The organism is Rhizobium atlanticum (genome assembly GCF_030182485.1).
Taxonomy (GTDB): Bacteria; Pseudomonadota; Alphaproteobacteria; order Rhizobiales; family Rhizobiaceae; genus Rhizobium.
This window is the reverse complement of sequence record NZ_JAQJCJ010000015.1, coordinates 69,470-93,530: the sequence shown is the minus strand read 5'-3', so window position 1 is coordinate 93,530 and position 24,061 is coordinate 69,470. Positions and strand designations below refer to the sequence as shown.

General features: G+C 60.8%; 18 protein-coding genes. 11 read left to right on the top strand and 7 right to left on the bottom strand.

Annotated features, from left to right (window positions below; genetic code table 11):
• Positions 1-56 precede the first annotated feature (56 nt).
• The gene (locus tag PH551_RS21675; RefSeq protein ID WP_285194916.1) at positions 57-725 is read right to left on the bottom strand and encodes a FadR/GntR family transcriptional regulator; all 669 of its coding nucleotides are present in this window, start codon (positions 723-725) and stop codon (positions 57-59) included.
• A 216-nt stretch (positions 726-941) separates the two neighbouring features.
• Between PH551_RS21675 and PH551_RS21670 the strand changes: the two genes are divergently transcribed.
• The 6 genes from PH551_RS21670 (at position 942) to acs (ending at position 9,888) form a co-directional block, all read left to right on the top strand.
• Positions 942-2,612: an ABC transporter ATP-binding protein gene (locus PH551_RS21670; RefSeq protein ID WP_285194915.1), complete on the top strand. Its 1,671-nt coding sequence runs from the start codon at positions 942-944 to the stop codon at positions 2,610-2,612.
• A gap of 31 nt (positions 2,613-2,643) precedes the next feature.
• Positions 2,644-4,314, top strand: a complete 1,671-nt coding sequence (locus PH551_RS21665) for a peptide ABC transporter substrate-binding protein (protein ID WP_285194992.1) — start codon at positions 2,644-2,646, stop codon at positions 4,312-4,314.
• Positions 4,315-4,386: 72 nt separating this feature from the next.
• Positions 4,387-5,337, top strand: a complete 951-nt coding sequence (locus tag PH551_RS21660; protein WP_285194914.1) for an ABC transporter permease — start codon at positions 4,387-4,389, stop codon at positions 5,335-5,337.
• Between the two features lie 32 nt (positions 5,338-5,369).
• Positions 5,370-6,248, top strand: coding sequence for an ABC transporter permease (locus PH551_RS21655; protein WP_184459206.1), 879 nt, complete (start codon positions 5,370-5,372; stop codon positions 6,246-6,248).
• A gap of 190 nt (positions 6,249-6,438) precedes the next feature.
• Positions 6,439-7,773: an NAD(P)/FAD-dependent oxidoreductase gene (locus PH551_RS21650; protein ID WP_285194913.1), complete on the top strand. Its 1,335-nt coding sequence runs from the start codon at positions 6,439-6,441 to the stop codon at positions 7,771-7,773.
• Positions 7,774-7,932: 159 nt separating this feature from the next.
• Positions 7,933-9,888: an acetate--CoA ligase gene (acs, locus tag PH551_RS21645; protein WP_285194912.1), complete on the top strand. Its 1,956-nt coding sequence runs from the start codon at positions 7,933-7,935 to the stop codon at positions 9,886-9,888.
• Between the two features lie 351 nt (positions 9,889-10,239).
• Here acs and PH551_RS21640 read toward each other — a convergent pair whose 3' ends face one another.
• Positions 10,240-11,115: a GNAT family N-acetyltransferase gene (locus tag PH551_RS21640; protein ID WP_285194911.1), complete on the bottom strand. Its 876-nt coding sequence runs from the start codon at positions 11,113-11,115 to the stop codon at positions 10,240-10,242.
• 610 nt (positions 11,116-11,725) lie between these two features.
• Between PH551_RS21640 and PH551_RS21635 the strand changes: the two genes are divergently transcribed.
• The 5 genes from PH551_RS21635 to PH551_RS21615 all read left to right on the top strand — a co-directional run bounded on the left by PH551_RS21635 (position 11,726) and on the right by PH551_RS21615 (position 18,412).
• The gene (locus tag PH551_RS21635; protein WP_285194910.1) at positions 11,726-13,003 is read left to right on the top strand and encodes an NAD(P)/FAD-dependent oxidoreductase; all 1,278 of its coding nucleotides are present in this window, start codon (positions 11,726-11,728) and stop codon (positions 13,001-13,003) included.
• 626 nt (positions 13,004-13,629) lie between these two features.
• Positions 13,630-16,656, top strand: a complete 3,027-nt coding sequence (locus PH551_RS21630; RefSeq protein WP_285194909.1) for an alpha-mannosidase — start codon at positions 13,630-13,632, stop codon at positions 16,654-16,656.
• Between the two features lie 93 nt (positions 16,657-16,749).
• Positions 16,750-17,472 (top strand): antitoxin Xre/MbcA/ParS-like domain-containing protein, encoded by a 723-nt coding sequence (locus PH551_RS21625; RefSeq protein WP_285194908.1) that lies wholly within the window; start codon positions 16,750-16,752, stop codon positions 17,470-17,472.
• Positions 17,469-18,053, top strand: coding sequence for an RES family NAD+ phosphorylase (locus PH551_RS21620; RefSeq protein ID WP_285194907.1), 585 nt, complete (start codon positions 17,469-17,471; stop codon positions 18,051-18,053). The genes PH551_RS21625 and PH551_RS21620 overlap by 4 nt, the downstream gene beginning before the upstream one ends.
• A gap of 143 nt (positions 18,054-18,196) precedes the next feature.
• A complete protein-coding gene (locus PH551_RS21615; protein WP_285194906.1) occupies positions 18,197-18,412 on the top strand; it encodes a HAMP domain-containing protein in 216 nt (71 codons plus the stop codon).
• 188 nt (positions 18,413-18,600) lie between these two features.
• Here the strand turns inward: PH551_RS21615 and PH551_RS21610 are convergent, their stop codons facing one another.
• The 5 genes from PH551_RS21610 to PH551_RS21590 all read right to left on the bottom strand — a co-directional run bounded on the left by PH551_RS21610 (position 18,601) and on the right by PH551_RS21590 (position 23,964).
• Positions 18,601-19,515, bottom strand: a complete 915-nt coding sequence (locus PH551_RS21610) for an SMP-30/gluconolactonase/LRE family protein (protein WP_285194905.1) — start codon at positions 19,513-19,515, stop codon at positions 18,601-18,603.
• 14 nt (positions 19,516-19,529) lie between these two features.
• Complete coding sequence (locus PH551_RS21605) at positions 19,530-20,480, bottom strand: ABC transporter permease (protein ID WP_285194904.1); 951 nt, start codon at positions 20,478-20,480, stop codon at positions 19,530-19,532.
• Complete coding sequence (locus tag PH551_RS21600) at positions 20,477-21,427, bottom strand: ABC transporter permease (protein WP_183698474.1); 951 nt, start codon at positions 21,425-21,427, stop codon at positions 20,477-20,479. Before PH551_RS21600 ends, PH551_RS21605 begins: the two co-directional genes overlap by 4 nt.
• Positions 21,424-22,875 carry a sugar ABC transporter ATP-binding protein gene (locus PH551_RS21595; protein ID WP_285194903.1) on the bottom strand — a complete coding sequence of 484 codons (1,452 nt, stop codon included), beginning with the start codon at positions 22,873-22,875 and terminating at the stop codon, positions 21,424-21,426. The genes PH551_RS21600 and PH551_RS21595 overlap by 4 nt, the downstream gene beginning before the upstream one ends.
• Before the next feature lie 72 nt (positions 22,876-22,947).
• A complete protein-coding gene (locus PH551_RS21590) occupies positions 22,948-23,964 on the bottom strand; it encodes an ABC transporter substrate-binding protein (RefSeq protein ID WP_085781836.1) in 1,017 nt (338 codons plus the stop codon).
• Between the last annotated feature and the right edge of the window lie 97 nt (positions 23,965-24,061).

The window sequence follows — 24,061 nt, the reverse complement described above, 5'->3', positions numbered from 1 at the left end:
CGGCCGAGACGGCGGGCATGCGTCAACGCGCCAACACCAGATTTCAGACCAAGTTCTCAGATACTCGGACCGAGTATGTTCGTTCTGGCTTCAATGATGTGATCATACATGTTTCGCTCCGCCTCTCTGCTATCACGATCCTTTATTGCATCGAGAATCGCCTGATGGCTGACGATATAGGCCGTCATGCGCTCAGAGGTCAGCGACTGTTCCTTCATTTTTCCCCAGAGGTTCCCGGCGCGCACCGCGTGAATACCTTCATAGAGCGATGCCAGAAGGCCATTACGCGCGGCCTGGACGATAATGCGATGAAAGACGGCGTCCCATTTCTCAAATTCGCTCAAAGATTCCGATGCGTTGCCTCGCGCGATTGATTTCTGCATTTCTTCGACTTCCTGTCTGGTCGCGCGTAACGCTGCCAACGCTGCTATCTTGGGCTCTATGATCAGCCTCGCCTCGAAGACTTCCGCCGGATAGGTCCGCAATGTGTCTCCGTCACTGCTTGCCGGCCGACGGAGAGCGCTGGAACCTACACCGCTGCCGGCGATAAAGGTGCCTCTACCGACATGCCTGATGAGGCGACCTTCCTTCTCCAGCGAACTGAGCATCCTTCTGAGGGCGGTACGCGGCAGCCCCAGTTTCAGAGCCAGGTCCCGCTCGGGAGGCAGTCGATCTCCAGGCTCCAGGCCTTCCGCCTCAATGAAATCCTTCAACACCACGCTCATGTGCCCTCCGATAAAAATTTCTCGAAACCAATTTGATCTATATTGACACCAATGGCAAGACCAATCTTATATTAATCGCAGAACCAACGCCGATTGGTAGCGAATGGCGCTGAGGCCTAGAAACGGGCTGCGCACCGCTCGAGAGGTTATGAGCAATACGCTTAAAACAGCGGCCAAGCCTCAATGAAGAAGCTGCGCAACAAGGGAGTTATATCGATGGCCAATATGACCGAGGCTGTTAGAGCAGACGACGCAGCGCTTTCGGTGCGCGCCCTGACAGTCGACCTGCCGAAAGGCATGGAAAGGACTCATGCCGTCGAAAATGTATCCTTCGACCTCAAGCGTGGCCAGATCCTCTGCATCATCGGTGAGTCTGGATCGGGCAAATCGGTAACCGCAAACACAATCATGGGTCTCTTGCCCAAGATTATTCCGGTCTCTTCGGGTGCGATCAATCTCGACGGAACGACCATAGTCGGGGCGCCGGCAAAAAAGCTGCGCCAGCTGCGCGGCCGCGTCGTGTCCATGATCTTTCAGGATCCGCTTTCGGCGCTCAACCCGCTGATGACGGTCGGCGAGCAAGTTACTGAAGTGATGGCCGCGCATGGAGTGGGTACCAAGGTCTCGCGCCGTGATCGCGCCCTCGAATTGCTGACGGAAGTCGGCCTTCCCGATCCGGCACTGATGTACCATCAGTATCCGTTCAGGCTTTCCGGTGGTCAGCGCCAGCGCGTCATGATCGCCATGGCGCTGGCCCTTGAGCCGACCGTGCTGATCGCAGACGAACCCACGACAGCCCTTGACGTAACCACGCAGGCGCAGATCCTGAAGCTCATCCGCGACATTCAGCGCCGCAAGGGTATGAGCGTCATGTTCATCACGCACGACTTCGGCGTCGTCGCAGAAATTGCCGACAGCGTCGTGGTTATGGAGAAAGGGCGGATTGTTGAGCAGGGCACCGCCGACCAGGTTCTCAAATCACCCAGCCACCCCTACACCCAGCGCTTGATCGCAGCCGTTCCGCGCCTCACGGGCGAGGACAGGAAGCTCAAGGTGCAAACAAGCGACGAGACAATCCTGACCGTCAATGGCTTGTGCAAGACTTATCGCAGCGGCAGTGCGCTATTCGGAAGCCAGCGTGTCGTGCCTGCGGTGCAGGACGCCTCATTCACGTTGTCTGCTGGCCGCACGCTTGGCATTGTCGGCGAAAGCGGCTCCGGAAAGTCGTCGTTGGGCCGACTCCTGATCAAGCTTCAGGACAGCGACAGCGGTCAGATCCTGTTTGAGGGCAAGGACATCGTCAAGCTCTCTGAATCCGAGTTCCGGCCGCTGCGTCCGCGGATTCAGATGATCTTCCAGGATCCCTTTGCCTCGCTCAATCCGCGCTCCACCATCGGTCAGATATTGACCGTCGGGCCCGTCGCACATGGTATGCCCTACGCGCAAGCGCGCGACGAGGCGCGGGCGTTGCTATCCCACGTCGGTCTAGATGCGGGCGCCTTCGGCCGCTACCCGCACGAATTCTCGGGTGGTCAGCGCCAGCGCATCGGTATCGCGCGGGCCTTGATGTTCAAGCCCAAGCTGCTGATTGCCGACGAAGCAGTCTCCGCTCTCGACGTGTCGATCCAAGCCCAGATCCTCAAACTGCTTGACCAAATCCAGCGCGAGACCGGCGTATCGATGGTCTTCATCACCCATGATCTTCGTGTCGCCAGCCAGATCTGCGACGAAATTGCTGTGATGCAGAAGGGCCGGGTCGTCGAGCGTGGCCCGCCGTCTCAGATTTTCCTGAAACCGCAATCCGACTACACGCGTGAACTTGTGGCGGCAATCCCGGGAGAACGAAGCAGAGACAATTGCGAAAGTGCAATCGGCTCACGGCAGTAGGTTCCTAATGAGCAAAAAGAGAGGGAATGAAATGACAAAAGAGTCTACGACCAAAACGAATATTTCTCGGCGCGACGCACTACGCCTGATGGCAGCCGGCGGCATTGCATGCTTTGCTGCCCCAAACCTGATCGGCAAGCCTGACGTTGCCTCGGCAGCGGACAAGAAACCTGCGGGTCGCGTCGTGGTCGGGCTTTCGCAGGAACCGACCGTGTTCAATCCGCTCATGGCACATATCGAAACGGATGATGCGGTCCACTTCTCGCTCTTCGACGCGCTCTTTCGCATGGATCCGCAAGGCGTGCTCCAGCCCAATCTTGCGCTAGAAGTGCCCACGCAGAAGAACGGCGGCATCTCGGCGGATGGCCTGAACTGGCGCGTTCGCCTGCGTGACGATGTCCGCTGGCATGACGGCAAGCCGTTTACTGCTGAGGATGTGAAGTTCACCCTTGAACTGATCACCAATCCGAAATTCCGCGCCTGGCGCACAGGCGGCCATTCGCTGGTACGTGACCTCACGGTGGTCTCGCCAACTGAAATCACCTGGCGGATGGAGCAGGTCTTCGCTCCTTACCTGTCGTTTCTCACCGAGACCTTCATCGTGCCAAAGCACCTTCTCGAGAATGAGGCCGATCCGAACGCAGCAGCCTTCAACCAGGCACCCGTTGGCACCGGTGCCTTCAAGTGGAGCCAGCGTGTGGCCGGCGACCATCTCGAGCTGGCAGCGAACCCCGATTACTTCGGGGACGGCCCCTATGTCGAACAGGTTGTATTCAAATACATTCCTGACCAGACGGTGCTTTATACCCAATTCAAGAGCGGCGACATCGACCTTACAGACCAGGCGTACATCACGCCCGACCACTACGACGAAGCAAGCAAATTGCCGGGCCGCGTGGTGAGCCTGGTGCCAGGTGCCTCCGTCGAGTCGTTCTATCTCAATCTCGAACGGCCGCAGTTCAAGGAACTTGCGGTGCGTCAGGCACTCTATGCTGCAATGGACAGAGCGGCGATCATTGACGCGCTCTATTTCGGTGTGGTCACAACGACCGAAACCTTCATGCCGAAGGAGTCATTCTACTTCAATCCGAAGCTTCCGGCACAGGAATTCAATCTCGATGCCGCACGCAAGCTCCTCGACGATGCCGGTTGGGTGCCGGGGTCGGATGGGATCCGTGAAAAGAACGGCGTGAAGCTCGCGTTCAACAATTCGACGACGTCGGGCAACAATCTCCGTGAGCAGGTGCAGCAGTTCCTGCAGCAGACGTTCGCGGAAATTGGCGTGCAGATGACGATCTCGAATTTGCCGGCTGCCGTCATGTTTGGCGAATTCTGGCTGAAGTCACAGTTCGACACGGCCATCTCGGGCGTTACGCATCTGATTGCCGCGGACCCCGATGCAACCAATCGTCTTGCGAGCAGCGCGATTGCCGCGAAGGGTGGAAAGGGATCGAACGTCGGCCAGTATTCCAATCCGGAAGTGGATGCGCTGCTGAAGAAGGGGGCCCAGACCTTCGATCCGGATGCACGTCGTGAAATCTACTACCGTATCCAGGAAATCGTGCGTCAGGACCTTCCCTTCCTTCCTCTGTTTGCCGCCACCTATGTGGTTGGCAAGAAGGAAGGCCTTGAAGGCTGGGAACCGAATACGAACACGCGCACGGCATCCTGGCATGCTGCCGGCTGGCGCTGGAAGAGCTGAGTTAACCTCCCGCCGTCGCCGCCGCACCTCGCGGCGGCGACCTCTATCGGCGCTATCACAGGGAGAGCCTGAATGCGTAGCTTCCTACTTAACCGGTTCGCTCAGAGCCTCGTACTGCTCCTGATCGTTTCCGTCATCGGCTTCGTGGTCCTCAACCTGATTCCGGGCGGGCCCCTGGCACAATTCGGGCTCGATGCAAGCATGACGCAGGACGACCTGAACCGATTGGCGGAGCAGTTAGGCCTGAACCGTCCTCTGTGGATGCAGTATCTGGATTGGGGCTGGCGCCTGTTGAGAGGAGACTGGGGCCACTCATTCCGCGACGGAGCGCCGGTTCTCGAGGTGATTGGAAGACACCTTGTGGCAACGCTGCTGCTGATGGGATCGTCTACGGTGATAGCCATCGCTATTGGTACGTGGATCGGTGTTCGCGGCGCCATAAAGCGATATTCGGTTTTCGACTACATGGCGACGGTCGGTGCGATGGTGGCCCTCTCGATCCCGACTTTCTGGTTCGGACTGATCGGGATCTACGTCTTCTCGCTCAGACTTGGCTGGCTTCCAGCCGGCAACATGTACACGATCGGCGACGAATCCGTTCTGAACTATCTCCACCATCTTGTTCTGCCGAGCATCGTGCTCGCGCTCGTGCATGTGGCCATCTGGAGCCGCTACATGCGAACGGCTACTCTCGATGTTATCAATCAGGAATTCATCAAGACCGCTCGCGCCAAAGGATTAAGTGAGCGTCGCATCCTGATGAAACACGTCATCGGCAATGCCCTCCTACCGATGATCACACTCCTTGGGATGCAGCTTCCCAGCGTCCTTACGGGTGCTCTGGTCACCGAGACGGTGTTTACCTGGCCGGGCATGGGGCGCCTGTTCCTCGACAGCCTCGGCTACAGTGACTACCCGGTGGTGATGGGATTGCTCATGTTCTCAGCGATCCTTGTCGTGGTGTGCAACCTCGCCGCCGACATCGTTGTCGCCATCATCGATCCCCGTATTCGTCTGAGTTAAGCGCCATGAACGCTCATCAGGAGTCAGCCATCATGACTGCCATTGCCGCAAATTCGCCCCGGGAGCGCTGGTGGAACAGCCGAACTGCGCACCGTTTCATGAAGCACCATCTGGCCCTCATCGGGATGGTGATGATAGCCCTCCTGACGCTGGCATGCGTGTTGGGTCCCCATTTGTTGCCGTACGATTCCCTCTACATCGATTTGCGCGCCCGTTTCGCTCCGCCCCTGACAGGGCAGCATTATCTCGGCACGGACCCGCTGGGAAGAGATCTGGCCGCGCGGTTGTTCATGGCGGGGCGGATTTCGCTCTTGGTGGGCTTCTCAGCGATGCTGTTGTCGACGCTGATCGGAACCCTTGTCGGCGTGGTGGCGGGATATAGGGGAGGCTTGGTGGGCACCGTGCTGATGCGCGCAGTCGATGGCTTCCTTTCCTTCCCATCCATCTTCCTCGTGCTCGCTCTTGCCGCTGCGCTGAAGCCAAACCCGATCATGATTACCGTCGTTATCGCTGCCACAAGCTGGATGGAAGTTGCCCGCATCGTCGAGGCCGAGGTCCGCTCCCTGCGCGAGCGTGAATTCGTGCTGGCCGGCCGGATGTTGGGACTGAGCGCAACCCACATCATGTTTCGCGAAATCCTTCCCAATGCCATGGGTCCGATTATCGTCGCCGCGACCCTGACCGTCGCCAGGGCTATCCTGATGGAGGCTTATATCAGCTTCCTCGGCTATGGAATTCAGCCGCCGCTGCCCAGCTGGGGTAATATGCTGAACGGCGCACAGCAATATCTGGGGACCGCACCTTGGTTGGCGATCATTCCCGGCGCCGCCATCACGATTGCTGTCACAAGCTTCAATTTCATCGGCGACGGGCTGCGCGATGCGTTCGATGTTCGCGGTGATCATAGCTGAGAAACAGCATCTTGCCCGCGCCCAAAAGAGACATCCCCCGCCACACGCGCATGTGATGTCGGCGGAGCACATCAGACGTCATCGCCTCGCCCGAGCGTCGGGATGTTCCGTGACCACGACGGCAGATTCTTGAAATTTTATCATTCCGGTCCGGAGATGACTGGAGCACGATGCCAGAGGAATAGTGATTATGCCGGTCCAGGTTCAGAAAGTAAGTGATAGCGCCTCTTTTCCAACCCAGGTCGATGTTGTCGTCATCGGAGCGGGCATTGTGGGTACCTGCACAGCGTATGAGCTCGCCCGCAAAGGGGTATCCGTTGCCCTGCTTGAAAAAGGCATTGTCGGAGGCGAGCAGTCGAGCCGCAACTGGGGATGGGTTCGCCAGCAAAACCGCGATCTCTATGAGCTTGCGCTAGCCATGTACAGCCTGCGGCGCTGGGAGGAACTGAGCACTGAGACCGGGCGCGATCTCGGCTTCCGCCGAACCGGGATACTTTACTGCACCAAAAACGAAGCCGATGTCGCCCGCTGGGAGAAGTGGGGCCAGGCTGCGCGCCTCCAAGGATTTCACAGCCAGATCCTCAGTGCTTCCGAGGCCAATCAGCGAGCGTCGGGCGGTACGTCTTCATGGATTGGCGGCGTTTGGTCTCCGACGGATGGGCGAGCGGAGCCTAGCCTTGCCGTACCGGCCATCGCTGAGGCCGCGAAGGAAAACGGCGTATTGCTCCATCAAAACTGCGCCGTTCGAGGCCTAGATATTAGCAACGGCCGGGTAACAGGCGTGTGGACAGAGCGGGGACTTGTAAAAGCTGGTACCGTTGTTTGCGCCGGAGGGGCATGGGCTTCCCGGTTTTCTCATCGATATGGCATTGAGCTTCCCGTCGCAAACATCTCCGGGACTGCAATTAAGACGACCCCCGCGCCCGAGATCATTCAAGCAGGATGTCTCTCGGCGTCAAACTTCGTGTTGCGGCGCCGGACAGACGGCGCCTACACGATCGCCGTGCCGGGACGAGGCACGCTCGACATTACGCCGCGGGGGATGCGATACGCGTATAAATTCTACCAGATGTACCGCAGCAAGATCGGCAAGAAGTTGAAGTACCGTCTGAACAGCAGCTTCTGGAATGGGCCCGATGCTATCAGCAGCTGGGAGAACGATGAAGTCTCGCCGTTCGAGAAGAACCGCATTCTTGATCCTGCGCCTGACCGCAACCTCGTGAAGCTAGCATTGAGGAACCTCGAACGCGAATACCCCGCGCTCAAGGGAATCGGCGTTGAGCGCGCGTGGGGAGGACTCATCGATACTTCGCCAGATCTCGTCCCTGTTATTTCGAGAGTGGAGCAACTGCCTGGTTACGTGATCGCGGCGGGGTTCAGCGGACACGGCTTTGCTATCGGACCGGGGGCAGGCCGGCTGGTGAGCGAGATCGTCATGAACGAGACCCCGATCACTGACATCTCACCCTACAGGCTGAGCCGCTTCAGCGACGGCTCGGCAATCAGACGGCCGGAAATGATGTAATGGTCGACGTAAGTTTGCGGTCCAAGACGCGGCTGTCACTGTGCCTATAAACCGGCCTCAGACCGACAAATGGGTTGGGACATCAATAAGACAGAACTGGCTTCAAGCTTCTCTTGGAGCGGGATCAATTTCCAGAAGCCAATCACAGGGAGCTAATCAGTGGTCCTCGATCGCTACACCGTGCCGCGTCTCATTCGCGAAGAAGCATTCATAGACCGGGATAAGTACCTGAAATGGTATGAGGAAAGCATTGAAAATCCAGCCAAGTTCTGGGGCAAGCACGGCAAGCGGATCGACTGGTTCAAACCTTATACCAAGGTCAAGAACACCTCCTTCACCGGCAAGGTCTCGATCAAATGGTTCGAAGACGGCCAGACGAACGTCTCCTACAATTGTATCGACCGCCATTTGAAGACGAATGGCGACCAGGTGGCGATCATCTGGGAAGGGGACAATCCCTATATCGACAAGAAGGTCACCTATAACGAACTCTACGAGCATGTCTGCCGGACAGCGAATGTGTTGAAGAAGCATGGTGTCAAGAAGGGCGATCGCGTCACCATCTACATGCCGATGATCCCCGAAGCAGCCTATGCGATGCTCGCCTGCGCCCGCATCGGCGCGGTGCATTCCGTCGTCTTCGGCGGCTTCTCGCCAGAGGCGCTGGCAGGGCGCATCGTCGATTGCGAATCCACCTTCGTCATCACCTGCGACGAAGGCGTGCGCGGCGGCAAGCCGGTGCCGCTGAAGGACAATACCGATACGGCGATCCATATCGCCGCCCGACAGCACGTCACTGTCAGCAAGGTGCTGGTCGTGCGCCGCACCGGTGGCAAGACCGGCTGGGCGCCCGGCCGCGACCTCTGGTATCACCAGGAGATCGCTACGGTGAAGCCGGAATGCCCGCCGGTGAAGATGAAGGCGGAAGATCCGCTGTTCATCCTCTACACCTCAGGTTCGACCGGCAAGCCGAAGGGCGTGCTGCACACGACCGGCGGTTACCTCGTCTATGCATCGATGACGCATGAATATGTCTTCGACTATCATCACGGCGATGTCTACTGGTGCACGGCCGATGTCGGCTGGGTCACCGGTCACTCTTATATCGTCTATGGGCCGCTCGCCAACTGCGCGACGACGCTGATGTTCGAGGGCGTGCCGAATTTCCCGGATCAGGGCCGTTTCTGGGAAGTGATCGACAAGCACAAGGTCAACATCTTCTATACGGCGCCGACGGCGATCCGCTCGCTGATGGGCGCCGGCGACGAATTCGTCACGCGCTCCTCCCGCTCTTCGCTGCGCCTGCTCGGCACTGTGGGCGAACCGATCAATCCGGAAGCCTGGGAATGGTATTACAATGTCGTCGGCGACAAGCGCTGCCCGGTCATCGACACGTGGTGGCAGACGGAAACCGGTGGCCACATGATCACGCCGCTGCCGGGCGCGACCGATCTCAAGCCGGGTTCGGCGACGACGCCGTTCTTCGGCGTCAAGCCTGAGCTGGTCGACAATGAAGGCAAGGTGCTGGAAGGCCCCGCCGACGGCAATCTCTGCATCGCCGACAGCTGGCCGGGCCAGATGCGCACGGTCTATGGCGACCATGACCGCTTCATCCAGACTTATTTCTCCACCTACAAGGGCAAGTACTTCACCGGTGACGGCTGCCGGCGCGATGCGGACGGCTATTATTGGATCACCGGCCGCGTCGACGACGTGCTCAACGTCTCCGGCCACCGGCTCGGAACGGCGGAGGTTGAGTCCGCCCTCGTCTCGCACAATCTGGTTTCGGAAGCGGCGGTCGTCGGCTATCCCCATGCGATCAAGGGCCAGGGCATCTATTGCTATGTGACGCTGATGGCCGGTCACGATGGTTCGGACACGCTTCGCCAGGAACTGGTGAAACATGTACGCGCCGAAATCGGCCCGATCGCCGCGCCCGACAAGATCCAGTTCGCGCCCGGCCTGCCGAAGACCCGCTCCGGCAAGATCATGCGCCGCATCCTGCGCAAGATCGCCGAGGACGATTTCGGTGCCCTCGGCGACACTTCGACGCTTGCCGATCCCGCCGTCGTCGACGATCTGATCGCCAACCGGCAGAACAGGGCGACTGCTTGACGAAGAGCGGCTACCTTCCCCACGCGACGTTCATTCCCCTTACGGGTTAGTGAGAGACTGTCGGCCGACGCGTCTGGGAGGTTGGGTCTCAGCCCGTTTATTGTAAATTGGAAGCGCCCCGAAGATGCAGCTGGACACCAGCTCTCACATTGGCTGATTCTGCAGGGGAGGGGAACTTGCCGAAATTCTGAACTCAATCGCGATTGATCAACCACAGCGATGAGTGTTGACTGTCCACTGCAGCAGCCGGTGGGCCGCATTGCGATCTGCATATTGGTGCTGCTAAACCGCGAGGCGCCCGTTGTGCTCGAACCAGATTAGAGCTTTGGTATTTCGACGCGATCCTCTGGTCTAGCTCAACGCATGGCCCGCAAGGCCATATACCGCCGGTTCGTTCGCCTTTCGGTTCAGGAACGGGCCGCCTTTGGACATGGTCGTAACGGTCTCGGAGATAGCCAGCCGGCTCTGTTGAAGAAAGTGGGCAAACGGTCCTTTTTCTCGCGTATCGACGCGGGCGAATTGGCCAGTGAGGTCTTTCAGATGCACGGCCGCGAGATGGATCGCGTCACGATCATTGCTCGCGACGACAGGGCCGACTACATGACCGCGCCCGAACTCGCGGCACATCGAATAGCCTACCATTGCACCCTCACGCCGGAGCACACAAATAGATGCGCCTTCTGAAAGGAGTGTAAGCAGTCGACTCCTATCCGTTCCGAAGGCGAACGTGTCCAAGGCGAAGATCTCTTCAATCTTATCACGCGGCAGTTCACTTAATTCAGCGTCCAAAGGTGGCAGTGCGGGAAGCGCCGCAGCGACGTCTCCCTGATGCTGGTAGACCGTTGCTTCCGCTGTGAAACCGAGTGACACATAGAGCTTATGGGCGGCGATAGTCGAGTTCAGCGCCAGCCTGCGCTCGCCGCACTGCTCGAACACTTGCTGCATTAACCAGCGGCCGGTCCCCTGCGCCTGCGTGCGGGGTGATGTGATTACCACACCGATGGTGGCGAAATCGTCTCCGTGGGGAAACCACATTGCACTTCCAAAGACGCGTCCAATTCCATCGACGGCCGCGATACCGCGGCCGGCGCGGCGCAGGAACTCCCAATCCTTGAAGCGGTGCGGCCAGCCGACACCCGTCGACAGGGCATGAAGCAAGCTTACGTCAACACTATTGATATCCTGCGCGATTAATTCAAACGATTTCAGGCGCACCGACTTTTGCATTTTCGCTTATTCCGCTCCCTTCTCCCCATCGTCTACGTCAGCTCAACGCGGCACCGCGGCGTCTTCCGATCCTTGGATCAGCCTGCCATCCTACTACAATATTTACATGCGGAGAGCGGCAGGTTCGGCTTACTCTTAGCGATTTTTCGAAATTTTCAGCCAAAACGGACGGCCGTTCAACAGGAAACGACTTACCTCTCCCCCAGATGCCATCCAGATCAGTCCCAAGGTATATTGTGATCCCACAGGAACCGCTTAGGCCACAAGCGTGGCTTTCGAAGCAGCCGGTGCCGGGGCAGAACGGACTGTCAATGGTAACTTGGGGCCTGGGCAAAAGACGTCTCGCCCAAGATCCGCGTGAGTGACCGCTGGCGATGAGCCACGGCGGCACGCCACTGGAACATCGCTTCTATGATCTTACGGGCGCAACGCTGGAGGCCGAAAAATCCTGAAGCGCTGCGTAGCTTTAGCGTTAACAGAATATCCTTTGGTTTGCGGCTTACAATACAGGCGATCATTGCGAAACGCGTTCACTTGTGCCGCACTCCTCCGGCACAAGCAGGCATATACTCGATGAATTCCGATCGGATGAGCATAAGGGCTTGCTGCGATGAAATTTGCTTCCTATTGGCATGATACTTCCACTCCATTTGCAGGAGGCATCGCGGGTCCGGTTTCTGGGGATTTCGAGGTTGCGGTGATCGGTGCGGGCTTCACGGGCCTGAATGCTGCGCGCAAATTGGCGCAATCCGGCAAGAAAGTTGCTCTGCTGGAAGCCGAGCACGTTGGGTATGGTGCGTCCGGGCGCAATGGCGGGCACCTGAACAGCGGTCATTTCGCAAGCTTCGGCGCCGCCAGGCAGCATCTCGGAGAAGACCGGGCGCGCCGCTTGTGGCGGGCCTATGACGACTCGATCGACATGATCGAATGTATCATCGAGGAAGAAAAGATCGCCTGCGAATTCCGCAGGGGCGGCAAGCTCAAGCTAGCTTCGAAGCCGTCTCACGTCAGTAAGCTGCAGGCGATGTCGGAAGAAATCCGTCGCGAAGTCGACCCATCAGTCGAGTGGCTGACACGCGAGGACCTCCGCAAGGAAGTGATATCGGACGCCTTTCATGGTGGAGTTCTCTACCCGAAATCCGCAATGATGCACATGGGACGCTACGCCAACGGCGTGGCGGAGGCGGCCTGCCGCCACGGTGCGGCGATCTGGGAGCGGAACCCGGTCACCGCCCGGGAGCGCGCGGAGAATGGTTGGCGGCTGACCACACCGACCGGCTCACTCACAGCCCGCCAGGTCATCCTGGCGACCGATGCCTATACGCCAGGCGTGTTTAATTATTTCCGCCGAAGACTGATGCCAATCGCTTCCTTCATCATTGCGACACGCCGGCTCACCCCGCAGGAGGTCGCTGCGACAGTTCCGGGTAACCGCAACTTCACCAATTCTCTCAATATCTCCAACTATTTCCGCCTCACGCCGGACAACCGCATGCTGTTCGGGGGGAGGGCGAGATTTTCGGCCGTGTCCAATCAGAAAACCGACGTCAGCTCGGGCCAGCTTCTGCGCCAACAGATGGTGAGCATCTTTCCGCAGCTCGCTGACGTCGAGATCGACTATTGCTGGGGCGGCCTCGTCGGGTGCACCCAAGACCGTTTTCCTCGGGCGGGCAGTGCCGACGGGGTGTTTTACAGCATGGGTTATTCCGGTCATGGAGCCCAGTTGTCGACTTACATGGGTAGTGTGCTAGCGGATTTAGTCATGGGCCGTAAAGGTGGCAACCCGCTAGAGGGTTTCGATTGGCCCGCCGTTCCGTTTCATACCGGAAATCCGTGGTTCCTGCCTATCGTGGGCACCTACTACCGCGCAAAGGACCTGCTGTTTTGATCGATCTTCGCCATTCTATCATCGCCCTGAAAACGACTACTGTCTGGGATCGTGTCGTGGCCGGCGATCACTCCACTCGAGAGCCAATTACCACAGTGATCGCTTCAAGTTGTCGAGGATGGCTTGAGCTTCTTTGTAGGTTGAAGGCAATCATCAATGGCGCCTCGGCATCCGTTTGCGGGTACCTGAGGTGAATGCGTAAACTTGATCTCTCAGTGTTTCACCAGCAGGGGAGCATGTCCTCCGCCATACCGAAGACACGCCACGGTCCATCGGCCTTCTCATTCTTCTCAGCATTACGAAATGAGGTAGCTACTCGACAGCACGACGACCGCGGCCGGCGCAGTTATCCTGCGTTATGAGTTGGTCGAGGCGTGACCTTCACCGGCCGCAGCAATGCCGCGGCCATCAGGTGCCGTGGCTGGAAGGATTTGCGAGAAGTAGACCGGTCAGGATTGGAGATCTCGAACAGAAGATCTTTTGCGGCTTGACGCCAAATCAAAGTTACTTAATCTAAGTATCAACAGGACCCGCTGGGAGGAGGGGCGCGATCCCTATCGCATCATCTTCATCTCCCAAAGCCATGATTCCCGATCGCGCGCCGCCGATTTTCAACAGGATAAGCCATGCCGCTCACCATTGCCCAACGCCTCGATAGTCTGAAGGTCCGTATCGCCGAGCTCGCGCATTGGCGGGACCGGTATAGCAGCCCGATCGATGGCTGGACCTTCGAGGCCGAGCCGATCGCCCATCAGCAGGACTGGCCGCATCGTCAGGGCGTGGTGCATTTTGCTGCGAGCGCTGAAGCGCCGCAGAGCTGGCCGCTCGAAGATATTCGCCTGCAGCTCGATCTCGGCGGTGAGAGCCTGATTACGCTCAGCTATCCCGACGCTGAAAGCGAAACATTCGGCCTCGATCCCTATCACCAGGAATTCCCGGTGAAGGACCGACGCTTTTCGATCGCGGCGGAAAGCGTCGCCCGCTTTCCTTTCGGCGAGCCGAACCGGGCGCCGCGGCTGAACAAGGCCCGGCTGATCTGGCTCGACGGTCCCGTTCACCGCCTGCATCTTCTCCTGAAGCAGATCGCCGAGGCGGTCGGCGCGCTCGGCGAGCATGAGGTCGTGCCGCATCTGGTCGGCGCCGCGGAGCAGGCCTTGCGCAGCCTCGACTGGCCGTCGGATACAGCGGCCTACATCTCCCGCACGTCGGGCGCCGTCATGCAGCAGAAGATCTGGGAACTGCCGGAGCTTGTTTCCGATCCGGCCGGCCTCACCGACGAGCAGAGCGCTTCGGCCGCCGCTGCCTTCGAGGTCCTGACGGTGCGGTTGAAGGAGCTGCAGCAGCGCTTCCCCCCGAATGGGGAACTGGTGCTGACCGGCCACGCGCACATCGATCTCGCCTGGCTCTGGCCCTATCGCGAGACGCGGCGGAAAATGCGGCGCACCTTCAACACAGCGCTCTCTCTGATGGAGCGCTCCGCTGAATTCCGCTTCAACCAGTCGACCGCCCATTATTACGCGCAGATGGAAGAGGAGGACCCCGAGCTTCTAGAGCGCATCAAGAAGAAGGTCGCGGAGGGGAAATGGGAAACCGTCGGCGGCATGTGGGTCGAGCCCGATACCAACATGCCGACCGGCGAAAGCCTTGTGCGCCAGGTGCTCTACGGTCAGCGTTATTTCGAAAAAACCTTCGGCGCCCGCCACACGGTCTGCTGGCTGCCGGATTGCTTCGGCTTCTCCGGCGCGCTGCCGCAGATCTTGAGGCAGGGCGGCATCGACAGCTTCTTCACCATCAAGGTCAATTGGAGCGAGACCAACCATATCCCCTCCGATCTCTTCTGGTGGAAGGGCCTCGACGGCAGCCAGGTGCTGACCCACACCTTCGACAATCCGATGCAGGGCTACAACGGCTTCGTGCAACCCGATTGCTACCTGCCGACGTGGAAGAATTTCCGCGGCAAGGCGCAGCATCACGCCTCGCTTCTCGCCGTCGGCTATGGCGACGGCGGCGGCGGGGTGACGCCTGAAATGGTGGAGCGCGAAGTGCAGCTGCGCGATTTTCCCGCCATTCCGCAAGCGCGCTGGGGCACGGTCAAGGGCTTCTACGAGCAGGCGCATCGCAGCGCATCGGAGAAGAAGCTCCCCGTCTGGGACGGCGAAATCTATCTCGAACTGCATCGCGCGACGCTGACGACGCAAAGCGGCGTCAAGCGCAAGCACCGCCAGGCCGAACGCGCGCTGATCACCGCCGAGACCCTCGCTTCGCTAGCCCATATGCTCGGGGCAGAAAAGCCGAAAAGCCTCGAGGCGGATTGGCGCGTGGTGCTGAAGAACGAGTTCCACGACATCCTGCCGGGTTCGAGCATCCGCGAAGTCTATCAGGATGCGGAGCAGGAACTCGGCGGCGTCATCGACCACGCCAAGGCCGAGCAGGCCAAGGCTTTGCAGACCCTTTCGGCCAATTTGCCGAAGGGCGGGGTCGCTGATGCCCTCATTGTCGTCAATCCCTCGCTTGCGCCGCGGCCGGTGAGCGCCACGCTTGCCGACGGCACGGTACTTTCGGCCGCCGATATCGTCGCTCCCTTATCGGTCGCAGTCTTCGACAGGCAGGCGCTGAAGCCGGCGGGTGGGCTGAAGGCCGGCGCCGATCGCCTCGAAAACGATCATCTCTCGGTCGTAATCGGCAAGGACGGGGCTATTGCCAGCCTCATCCACAAGGCGAGCGGCCGCGAAGCGGTCGCCGGCTCAGCCAACCAGCTCTGGGTCTATCCGGTCGACAAGCCGCGCAACTGGGATGCCTGGGATATGGACGCCGATTACGCCGAAAAGGGCGTCCGCCTCGAAACCCCCGAAAGCATCAGCCTCGTCGAAAGCGGCCCGCATCGTGCGGCAATCCGCGTCATCCACCGTTACCGGCATTCGAGCGTCACCCAGACCTATGTCTTGAGGGCCAACGCCAAGCGGCTCGACATCGAAACGACGATCGACTGGCACGACCGGCGCACCCTGCTGCGCACGCTGAACCCGGTCGACGTGCAGGCTCGCAAGGCGACCTTCGAATGCGCCTTCGGCGTGGTCGAGCGGGCGACACACACGAATACCTCCTGGGAGCAGGCGATGTTCGAGGCCGCCGCCCATCGCTTCGTCGATCTCAGCGAGCCCGGCTTCGGCGTGGCACTCCTCAACAATGCCAAATACGGCCACAGCGCCCGCGGCAATGTGATCGGCATGAGCCTGGTGCGCGGGCCGATTTATCCCGATCCGCTCGCCGACGAAGGCGAGCAGAGCTTCACCTACGCGCTGATGCCGCATGAGGGCGCCTGGCATGAAGGCGGCGTCCTCGACGAGGCGCTCGATCTCAACCAGCCGCTGGTGACGGCCGAAGCCAGCGGCCTTTCCGCCGGCAATTTCGCGCCGCTTGGCGTCGAGGGCACTCCGGTCGCACTTTCGGGCCTGAAGCCTGCGGAGGAGGGCGAAGGCCTGATCCTGCGCCTTTATGAACCGGCCGGCCGGCGTGGCCGACTTTCCCTCGCCCTGCCTTCCGGATGGGCGGCGTCGCAGCCGCTCAACATTCTGGAAGAGCGTATGGAGCGTAAAGGCCCCGCCGACATCATGCCCTTCGAGATTCGGAGCTGGAGGTTGCGAAAGGGCTGATCAACCATCCGCGACGTGCGGTATGAACGGGACAAACTGGACAAATTGGTCATTTGATACTATATCAGTTCATCTAAGAACGGAGATAGTCTCATGGCTGGTTCTGAGGTCCGGCTGCATCGTGCCCGTCAGGCAAGGGTCGCCGACCGCGTCGCCGCCAAAGTTGCCGACGTGCTGAAAGCCGACGCCGCATTCGAGTCCGGCTCGGCGGCCCTGTCTGCCAGTATTGCGGGCGCGGCGGCTGCGGCCATCGTCGATCTTCCCGTCAGCGTAAGGCGCGAGCTTAGCAAGCGCCAGGGCGAACTTGCCCGCCGCATTCGTGGCCTGGTGGAGACGTTCGGCGATGCGCCTGCCGGCGGCAAGATCGTGCTCGAGATTCCGAAAACCGTGGAGCCTTCCGCCGGCGAAGGACTGGGGAAGATCGTTACGGCCGAGGAGGGCGCGCGGTTGCTAGGCGAGCTTGCGGTCGCCCGCAGGCTTGAGGATTGGGCCGGGCCGGTTGCCGGCGCCAGCCAACTCCAGCGCGATTTTGGAATTGCGCGCTCCACGCTCAATCGCTGGCAGCATGCCGGCGAGGTGATCGCACTGTTGAAGGGAACGAGAAAGCACGTCTATCCGATCGAACAATTCATCGACGGGCGTCCCGCAAGGGGCATAGCAACGGTCGCCGCTCTCGTGTCCAATCAGCGGGTGGCATGGCTGTGGCTTTGCCAGCCGAACCCCATGTTGGGCGGGCGCAGGCCCATCGACCTCCTGAAACAGGATCGGGCTGACGAGGTCATCGACGCGGCTCAGACCTATTTCGCCGTGCAATGAGACTCGACAAAACTATCCTTCAGCGCCTCGCCGTCCGGGCTGAGGTCACCGACTATGTCAGGATCATCGCGCGCGCCCATGCCGGAACGCCGCTCGGCATGGGTTTCGGCAAGTCGCGGTTTTCGAGCCCCAAGGACAAGTTCCGGCTGCTCTACCTCGCTCAGGACCCCATGACCGCGGTCGCGGAAACGATTGTTCGCGACCGCTTTCAAGGTAGGGCCGAGCGAGTGATATTCCAGGAGGAGTTCGACCGCTATTCGATCGCCGCCGTCCGAAACCCGGGCCCGCTTTTTCTACTCGACCTGCGCTACGAAGGCGCAAACCTGCTCGGTGTCTCGACGGATGCCGTTCGGGCACGGGCGCAGGCGAGCGGACGCCGGCTCAGCCAAGACATCTACGATCGCACCGATTTCGACGGCATTCTCTACATGTCGCGGATCACCAACAAGCAATGCGTTGCCGTTTATGACCGCGCCACCGCCGGCCTCGAGGCGGATAGCCCCGCATTGGATCTGCCCCGCCTGTCGGCGCTCGGCCTCATCCTCGATGCGCTGCAGGTCGCCGTCATATCAAGGGAATAATCCCGCTCGTCGAGAAGACGTTCCGCAGTCGGCGGACGCGACGCAGAGCGAGCCAGCTGTCATATCCACGTCCTGCGCTCGCTATCCCATCGAAGGTGCGGACTCGGCCAAGGCGATGGCGACGAAGGCTGAGGAAGAGGCCGATGCCTCCGCTGCCCTCGTCCTATACGTCACTCGCTGTCGGTCTGTTGACCATTATCACGTTGATCGGCGCCGCTGTTTTTGGCGCCCGCGTGATCGTAAAGCCGATCGGCGAGATCACCGCAAGCATGAGCGGTCTAGCTGAAGGCAATCTCGATGCCGACATCCCATTCGCCAACCGGCGTGACGAAATCGGCCGGATGGCCCGCGCCGTCTAAGTCTTCAAGCAGAACGACGCCGCCGCGCGAAGGTCATTGAAATGCAGAGGAACGTCGATGTGGTCATCACGGCAGCGGTCACCGGCGACTTCACGCGACGCGCCGCCGCGGAATACGGCTACGAGGATCTCAACAGTTCGCATTGGGCGTTAATGAACTCGCCGCCGCCGAATCTGGCATTCTCCGGCTTACGGTCTTTGGGCGCCCGTCGCGGCAACGTAGACGGAATAGAGTGAGCGCGTTGCGGCTATGAACAGACGGTTGCGTCCGGGGCCGCCGAAGGTCAGGTTGGCGACGGTCTGAGGGACGCGGATCTTGCCGATCAGCTTGCCTGCCGGATCGAAGCAGTGCACGCCGTCACCGGCACTGGACCAAAGGTTGCCGTTCACGTCGGTCCGGATGCCGTCCGGAAGGCCGGTGTCAATGTGGCAGAAGACGCGGCCGTTCGCGAGCCTGCTGCCCTCGACCACATCGAAGGCGCGGATGTGTCGCGGCAGGCTTTCGTCGTGGCTTGCTGCCGAGTCCGCGACGTAGAGGATCGTCTCATCAGGCGAGAAGGCGAGGCCGTTCGGCTGGATGAAATCAGTGATGACGGCGGTTAGCTGGCCGGTCGCCGGGTCGAGCCGGTAGACGTTGCGCGTCGCCTGCTCGGGCTCAGCCTGATAGCCTTCATAATTCGACATGATGCCGTAGGTCGGATCGGTAAACCAGATCGTGCCGTCCGATTTCACCACAACGTCGTTCGGCGAATTGAGCCGCGCGCCCTCGAAACGGTCGGCGAGCACGGTGATCGAGCCGTCGACCTCGGTGCGCGTGACGCGGCGCCCGCCATGTTCGCAGGAGACGAGTCTGCCCTGGCGATCGCGCGTGTGGCCGTTGGTGAAGTTGGATGGCTGCCGGTAGATGGAGACGCTGCCCTCGGGCGTCCATCGCAGCATGCGCTGATTTGGAATATCACTCCACAGAAGCTGGTTCGCATCGTTGAACCAGACAGGACCCTCTGCCCAGCGGCAGCCTGAATAGAGTTCGTCGAGACCGGCGCTGGTGACGATCAACTGCCGGAAGCGCGGGTCGTGGATTTCGTAGATGCTGGCCTCGGCCATGGTGGTCTTCCTGATTATCGCATGCCGGCCCGGCGACCGCCGGCGAGCATGATCACGCTGATGATGATGAGGCCGGTCATGATGAGGCGGATGCCCGCGCCGAGCCCATAGGTGTTGAGCATGGAGACGACCAGGAACATGAAGAGCGACGCGCCCCAGATGCCTGGCACGTTGGAATCGCCGCCGGCAACCGCTGTGCCGCCGATCACGACGACGGCGATCGAGGTCAGCAGATATTCCGAGCCCATATTGAGTGCTGCGCCGCCGGAGAAGCAGGCGAGCAGATAGCCCGCGACGGATGCGAGCACGGCGCAGAAGAGGTAGGTGACGAAGCGCGTGCCGTCGACCGGAATGCCGGCCATGCGTGAGGCGGGCATGCTCTGGCCGATCGCCGAGATCCAGCGCCCGTAGATCGTCTTCTCGAGCAGGAACCAGGCTAGCAGCGAGATGAGTAACGCGACGATCGCCACGTTCGGTACGCCAAGCGTGTTCGTGGTGGTGAATTCGGCAAGCACGCTGGGCGGCTTGATGCGCAAGCCACGGTTCGTCCAGATCGCCGCGGACTGCACGATGAAGCTCATGGAAAGCGTGGCGATGATCGGCGGAATGCGCAGCGCCTTGATGAGCGCGTAATTGCCGAGGCCGACGACGAGGCCGATGAGGATGGCGACAAGAAGCCCGGGCAGGATCAAGCCGTTTTCGACATTCATCAGTTTCAGCGCCACCGTACCGGCAAGTGTCATGGTGGCGGGAACCGACAGATCGATGTTGCCGGGGCCGAGCGTAATGACGAACATCTGGCCGATGCCGACGATCACCGAGAAGGCGGCGAAGGTGAGTGCTGCCTGCGACAGGCCGAGCGTGCTGGCGCCGAGGGTCACCATGATCGTCAGGAACCAGACGATGAAGGCGGCAAGCCATGACCAGATCCAGGCTTTGCCGAAAAGACTGAGGAGGGGCGTCATCGGCGGCGTTTCTCCCGTTTTTCCAGCCGGTTCAGCATGAGGCGAAGCGCGAGCACGATGATCAGGATCGCGCCCTGGGCTCCGATCTGCCAATCGGGCGAGATGCGCAGGAAGGAGAGGAACGAGCCGGCGAGCGTAAGCGTCAGCGCGCCGATGACGGCGCCGACAGGGGAGACGCGGCCGCCGATGAACTCGCCGCCGCCGAGGATCACGCCGGCGATCGACAGCAGCGTATAACGCAGCGCGATATTGGCATCGGCCGAGGTGGTGAGGCCGACGAGGGCGATGCCGGCAAGCACCGCGAAGAAGCCGGCAAGTCCATAGGCGATGGCCCGCGCCCCGACAATCGACCAGCCGGCCCGCTCGACCGAGCGCTGGTTGCCGCCGATGCCGCGGATCAGCACCCCGAGCGAAGACCGCATGACCAGAAGATGGGCGACGGCGGCTATGATGATGCTGGCGACGATCGCCATCGGCGCCAGCGGCGGCTTGACGGTCATCAGAGAGCGCACCCAATCCGGCGCCTGCCCGCCCGGCGCCGGCAGCAGCAATACGGCAAGTCCACCCCAGACGAAGCTCATGCCGAGCGTGACGACAATGGACGGCAGGTCGCGCAGGTAGATGATGACGCCGAGGGCCGCATAGGCCGCGATCGCTCCCGCCAGGATCAGGATGCCGGTCGCCGGGTCGTCGCGCAGAAAGGTCGCGCTCACACAGGCGACGAAGCTGACGAAGGTGCCCATCGACAGATCGAGATCGTTCACCGTCATCACAAGCATCTGGGCGATCGTCGCAAGCGCGATCGGCACAGCGAGATTGAACAGCAGGTTGAGGCCGACATAGCTCATGGCGCGCGGCTGCAGCCAGAATACGGCGGCGAGCAGCAGTGTCAGCGAAAGGGCGGGAATGGCAAGACGCAAGGCGTCGGATGACAGCCGGACCATCATGCGGCGACCCCCTCGAAGGATGCGGCGATGATGTTCGTCTCGTTGACGGCGTCGCCGGCAAGTTCGGCAGTGATGCGGCCTTCGCGAAAGACGTAGACGCGGTCGCAGAGACGCACTTCGTCCATCTCAGTCGAATACCAGATGAAGGTGCGGCCGCGCGAAGCTTCGTCGCGGATGATGGCGTAGACCTCCTGCTTGGTTCCGACATCGACGCCACGCATCGGATCATCCATGAGGACGACCGGCGCGTGCGTAGCAAGGGCGCGGGCAAAGAGCACCTTCTGCTGATTGCCGCCGGAAAGCGACAAAATGCGGTTGGCCATGTCGGGCGTACGGATTTCGATCCGCCGCCTCCAGTCGGCGCCCTTGGCCTCCTCTTTATCAGCGGCAATGAGGCCACGCCGCGACAGGTCACTGAGCGAGGCGACGGAAAAGTTGCGCAGGATGCTCCAGAGTTCGAAGATGCCGTTGAGGCGTCGGTCGCCGGCGACGAAGGTGACGAGCGGATCCCGCTCGGGCAGCCAGTTGCCGGACTTGGCGGCGTGCAGGGCAAGCAGAAGCTCGGTCTGCCCGTGGCCGGCAAGACCTGCCAATCCGATGATCTCGCCCTTGCGGGCCGAAAAGGGACGGCCCGCCGTCTGATGGGAGAGAACGAGCGGAGCGGCGGATTGCTCGCGCGCCGGGCGCTGCCCCGTCTCCTCCTTCGCAACGCTGCCCATGGCCTCGACCAGACCATGATGGTCGAAGCCGTGGGCGGGGCGTTCGGCAACGACGCGGCCGTCCTTCATGACAATGATGCGGTCGGAGGTTTCGAGGACCTCGTGGAGGATATGCGAGATAAAAATGACGGAGCCACCGGCCGCGACGAAGCGGCGGACATGGTCGAGCATCTGACGGGCGAGGCTCGCGTCGAGCGAGGAGGTCGGTTCATCGAGGATCACCAGCCGCGGCGGGGTGCCGGCGTCGGAAAAGGCCATCGCGATCTCGACCATCTGTCGCTCGGCGATCGAAAGGTCTCCCACTGCCCGACCGCTGTCGATGCCGTGGCCGGGGAAGACCGCATCGAGGCTCTTTTCGATGATTTCTGCGGCGCGCCTGCGCCAGCCGAAGCCGCCTAGATCGCGGTGCATGATACGCGTGTTCTCGACGATGGAGAGGTTGGGGCAGAGCGAAAGCTCCTGGAAAACGCAGCGCACGCCGCGCGCTCGTGCCGCGTTGATGCCGTAACGCTCCAGCCGCTCGCCATCGCTCGACACACTTCCTTCATGGGGGGTGAGGCCGCCATTGATCACGCTGACGATGGTGGACTTGCCGGCTCCATTGTGCCCGACCAGCCCGACGCACTCGCCCGACATGACGCGGAGCGTGACGCCGTCAAGCGCCCTGACCGCGCCGAAACTCACCTTGGCGCCATCGACGGCGATCACCGCCTTCAATACCTCATCCATGCTGCCCGCCACATCTGCTCGGAAGGACTGCCGCGCGGCCATTTTCGGCGCGCGCGGCAATCGCCGGGAGAGTTACTTTGCCGACTCGATGACCTTGATCGCGTCTGCCTGCGTGTATTCCACATTGGCGACGCCGCCGGCCTGGGTATTGGCGAGGTTCGTTTCGAGATTGTCCTGGTCGATGCGCAGGAACGGCACGACGAGATCCTTCTTGACCTGCTTGCCGTCGAGGATCTGCTGGGCGACCCAGAAGGCGAGGGTGGAGACGCCGGGCGCGATGGACACCGACATCGTCTCGTAGCCCTTGGCGTCCTTCTGTTCCTTCCACCACTTCAGCTCGTCTTCGCGGTTGCCCATGATGATGATCGGCATCTTCCGGTCGGTCGCGGCGATCGCTTGTGCGGCCCCATAACCGTCGCCGCCCTGCGTCACAACGCCGACGATGTCAGGCAGGCTCGGCAGGATGCCGGCGACGGCCTTCTGCGCCACGTCCTGCGCCCAGTCGCCGTGAACGGAGCCGACGATCTTGAACTGCGGGAACTGCTTGACGCCTTCGTGGATGCCGGCCGAGATCTCGTCATCGACGAAGACGCCGGCAAGGCCGCGGATCTCGAGCAGATTGCCGCCCTGTGGGAGTTTCTTCGACAGATATTCCACCTCGCTGCGGCCCATTTCCTTGAAATTGACAGCGATGCGCCAGGCGCACGGTTCGGTGACGATGCCGTCGAAGGAAACGACGGTGATGCCTGCGTCGCAGGCTTCCTTGACCGCGCCGTTCAGCGCCGTCGGCGAGGCGGCGTTCAGCACGATCGCGTCATAGCCCTGCAGGATCATGTTTTGGATCTGCGCCGCCTGTTCCGTCGCCTGGTTCTCGGCAGTGGTGAAAGGATCGGCCGCGGCAACGACGCCTGATTTTACGGCTTCGCCCGTCACCTTGCTCCAGCTCGTCAGCATCGCCTGGCGCCAGGAGTTCCCGGCATAATTGTTGGAAAGAGCGATCTTCTTGGCCGACGTGTCGGCAAAGGCGGATACGGGCATGGCGGCGCAAGCAATAGCGGCCGATGCCAGAAGCATCTTACGGATTGTCATGTCTTCCTCCCTCATGATCGCGCCGGTCGGCGGATCGCTTCACTCCTGCCGGCCAAACCAGACCCGAGTGAAAATTGTTCTTGCACTGAGCTTCCTC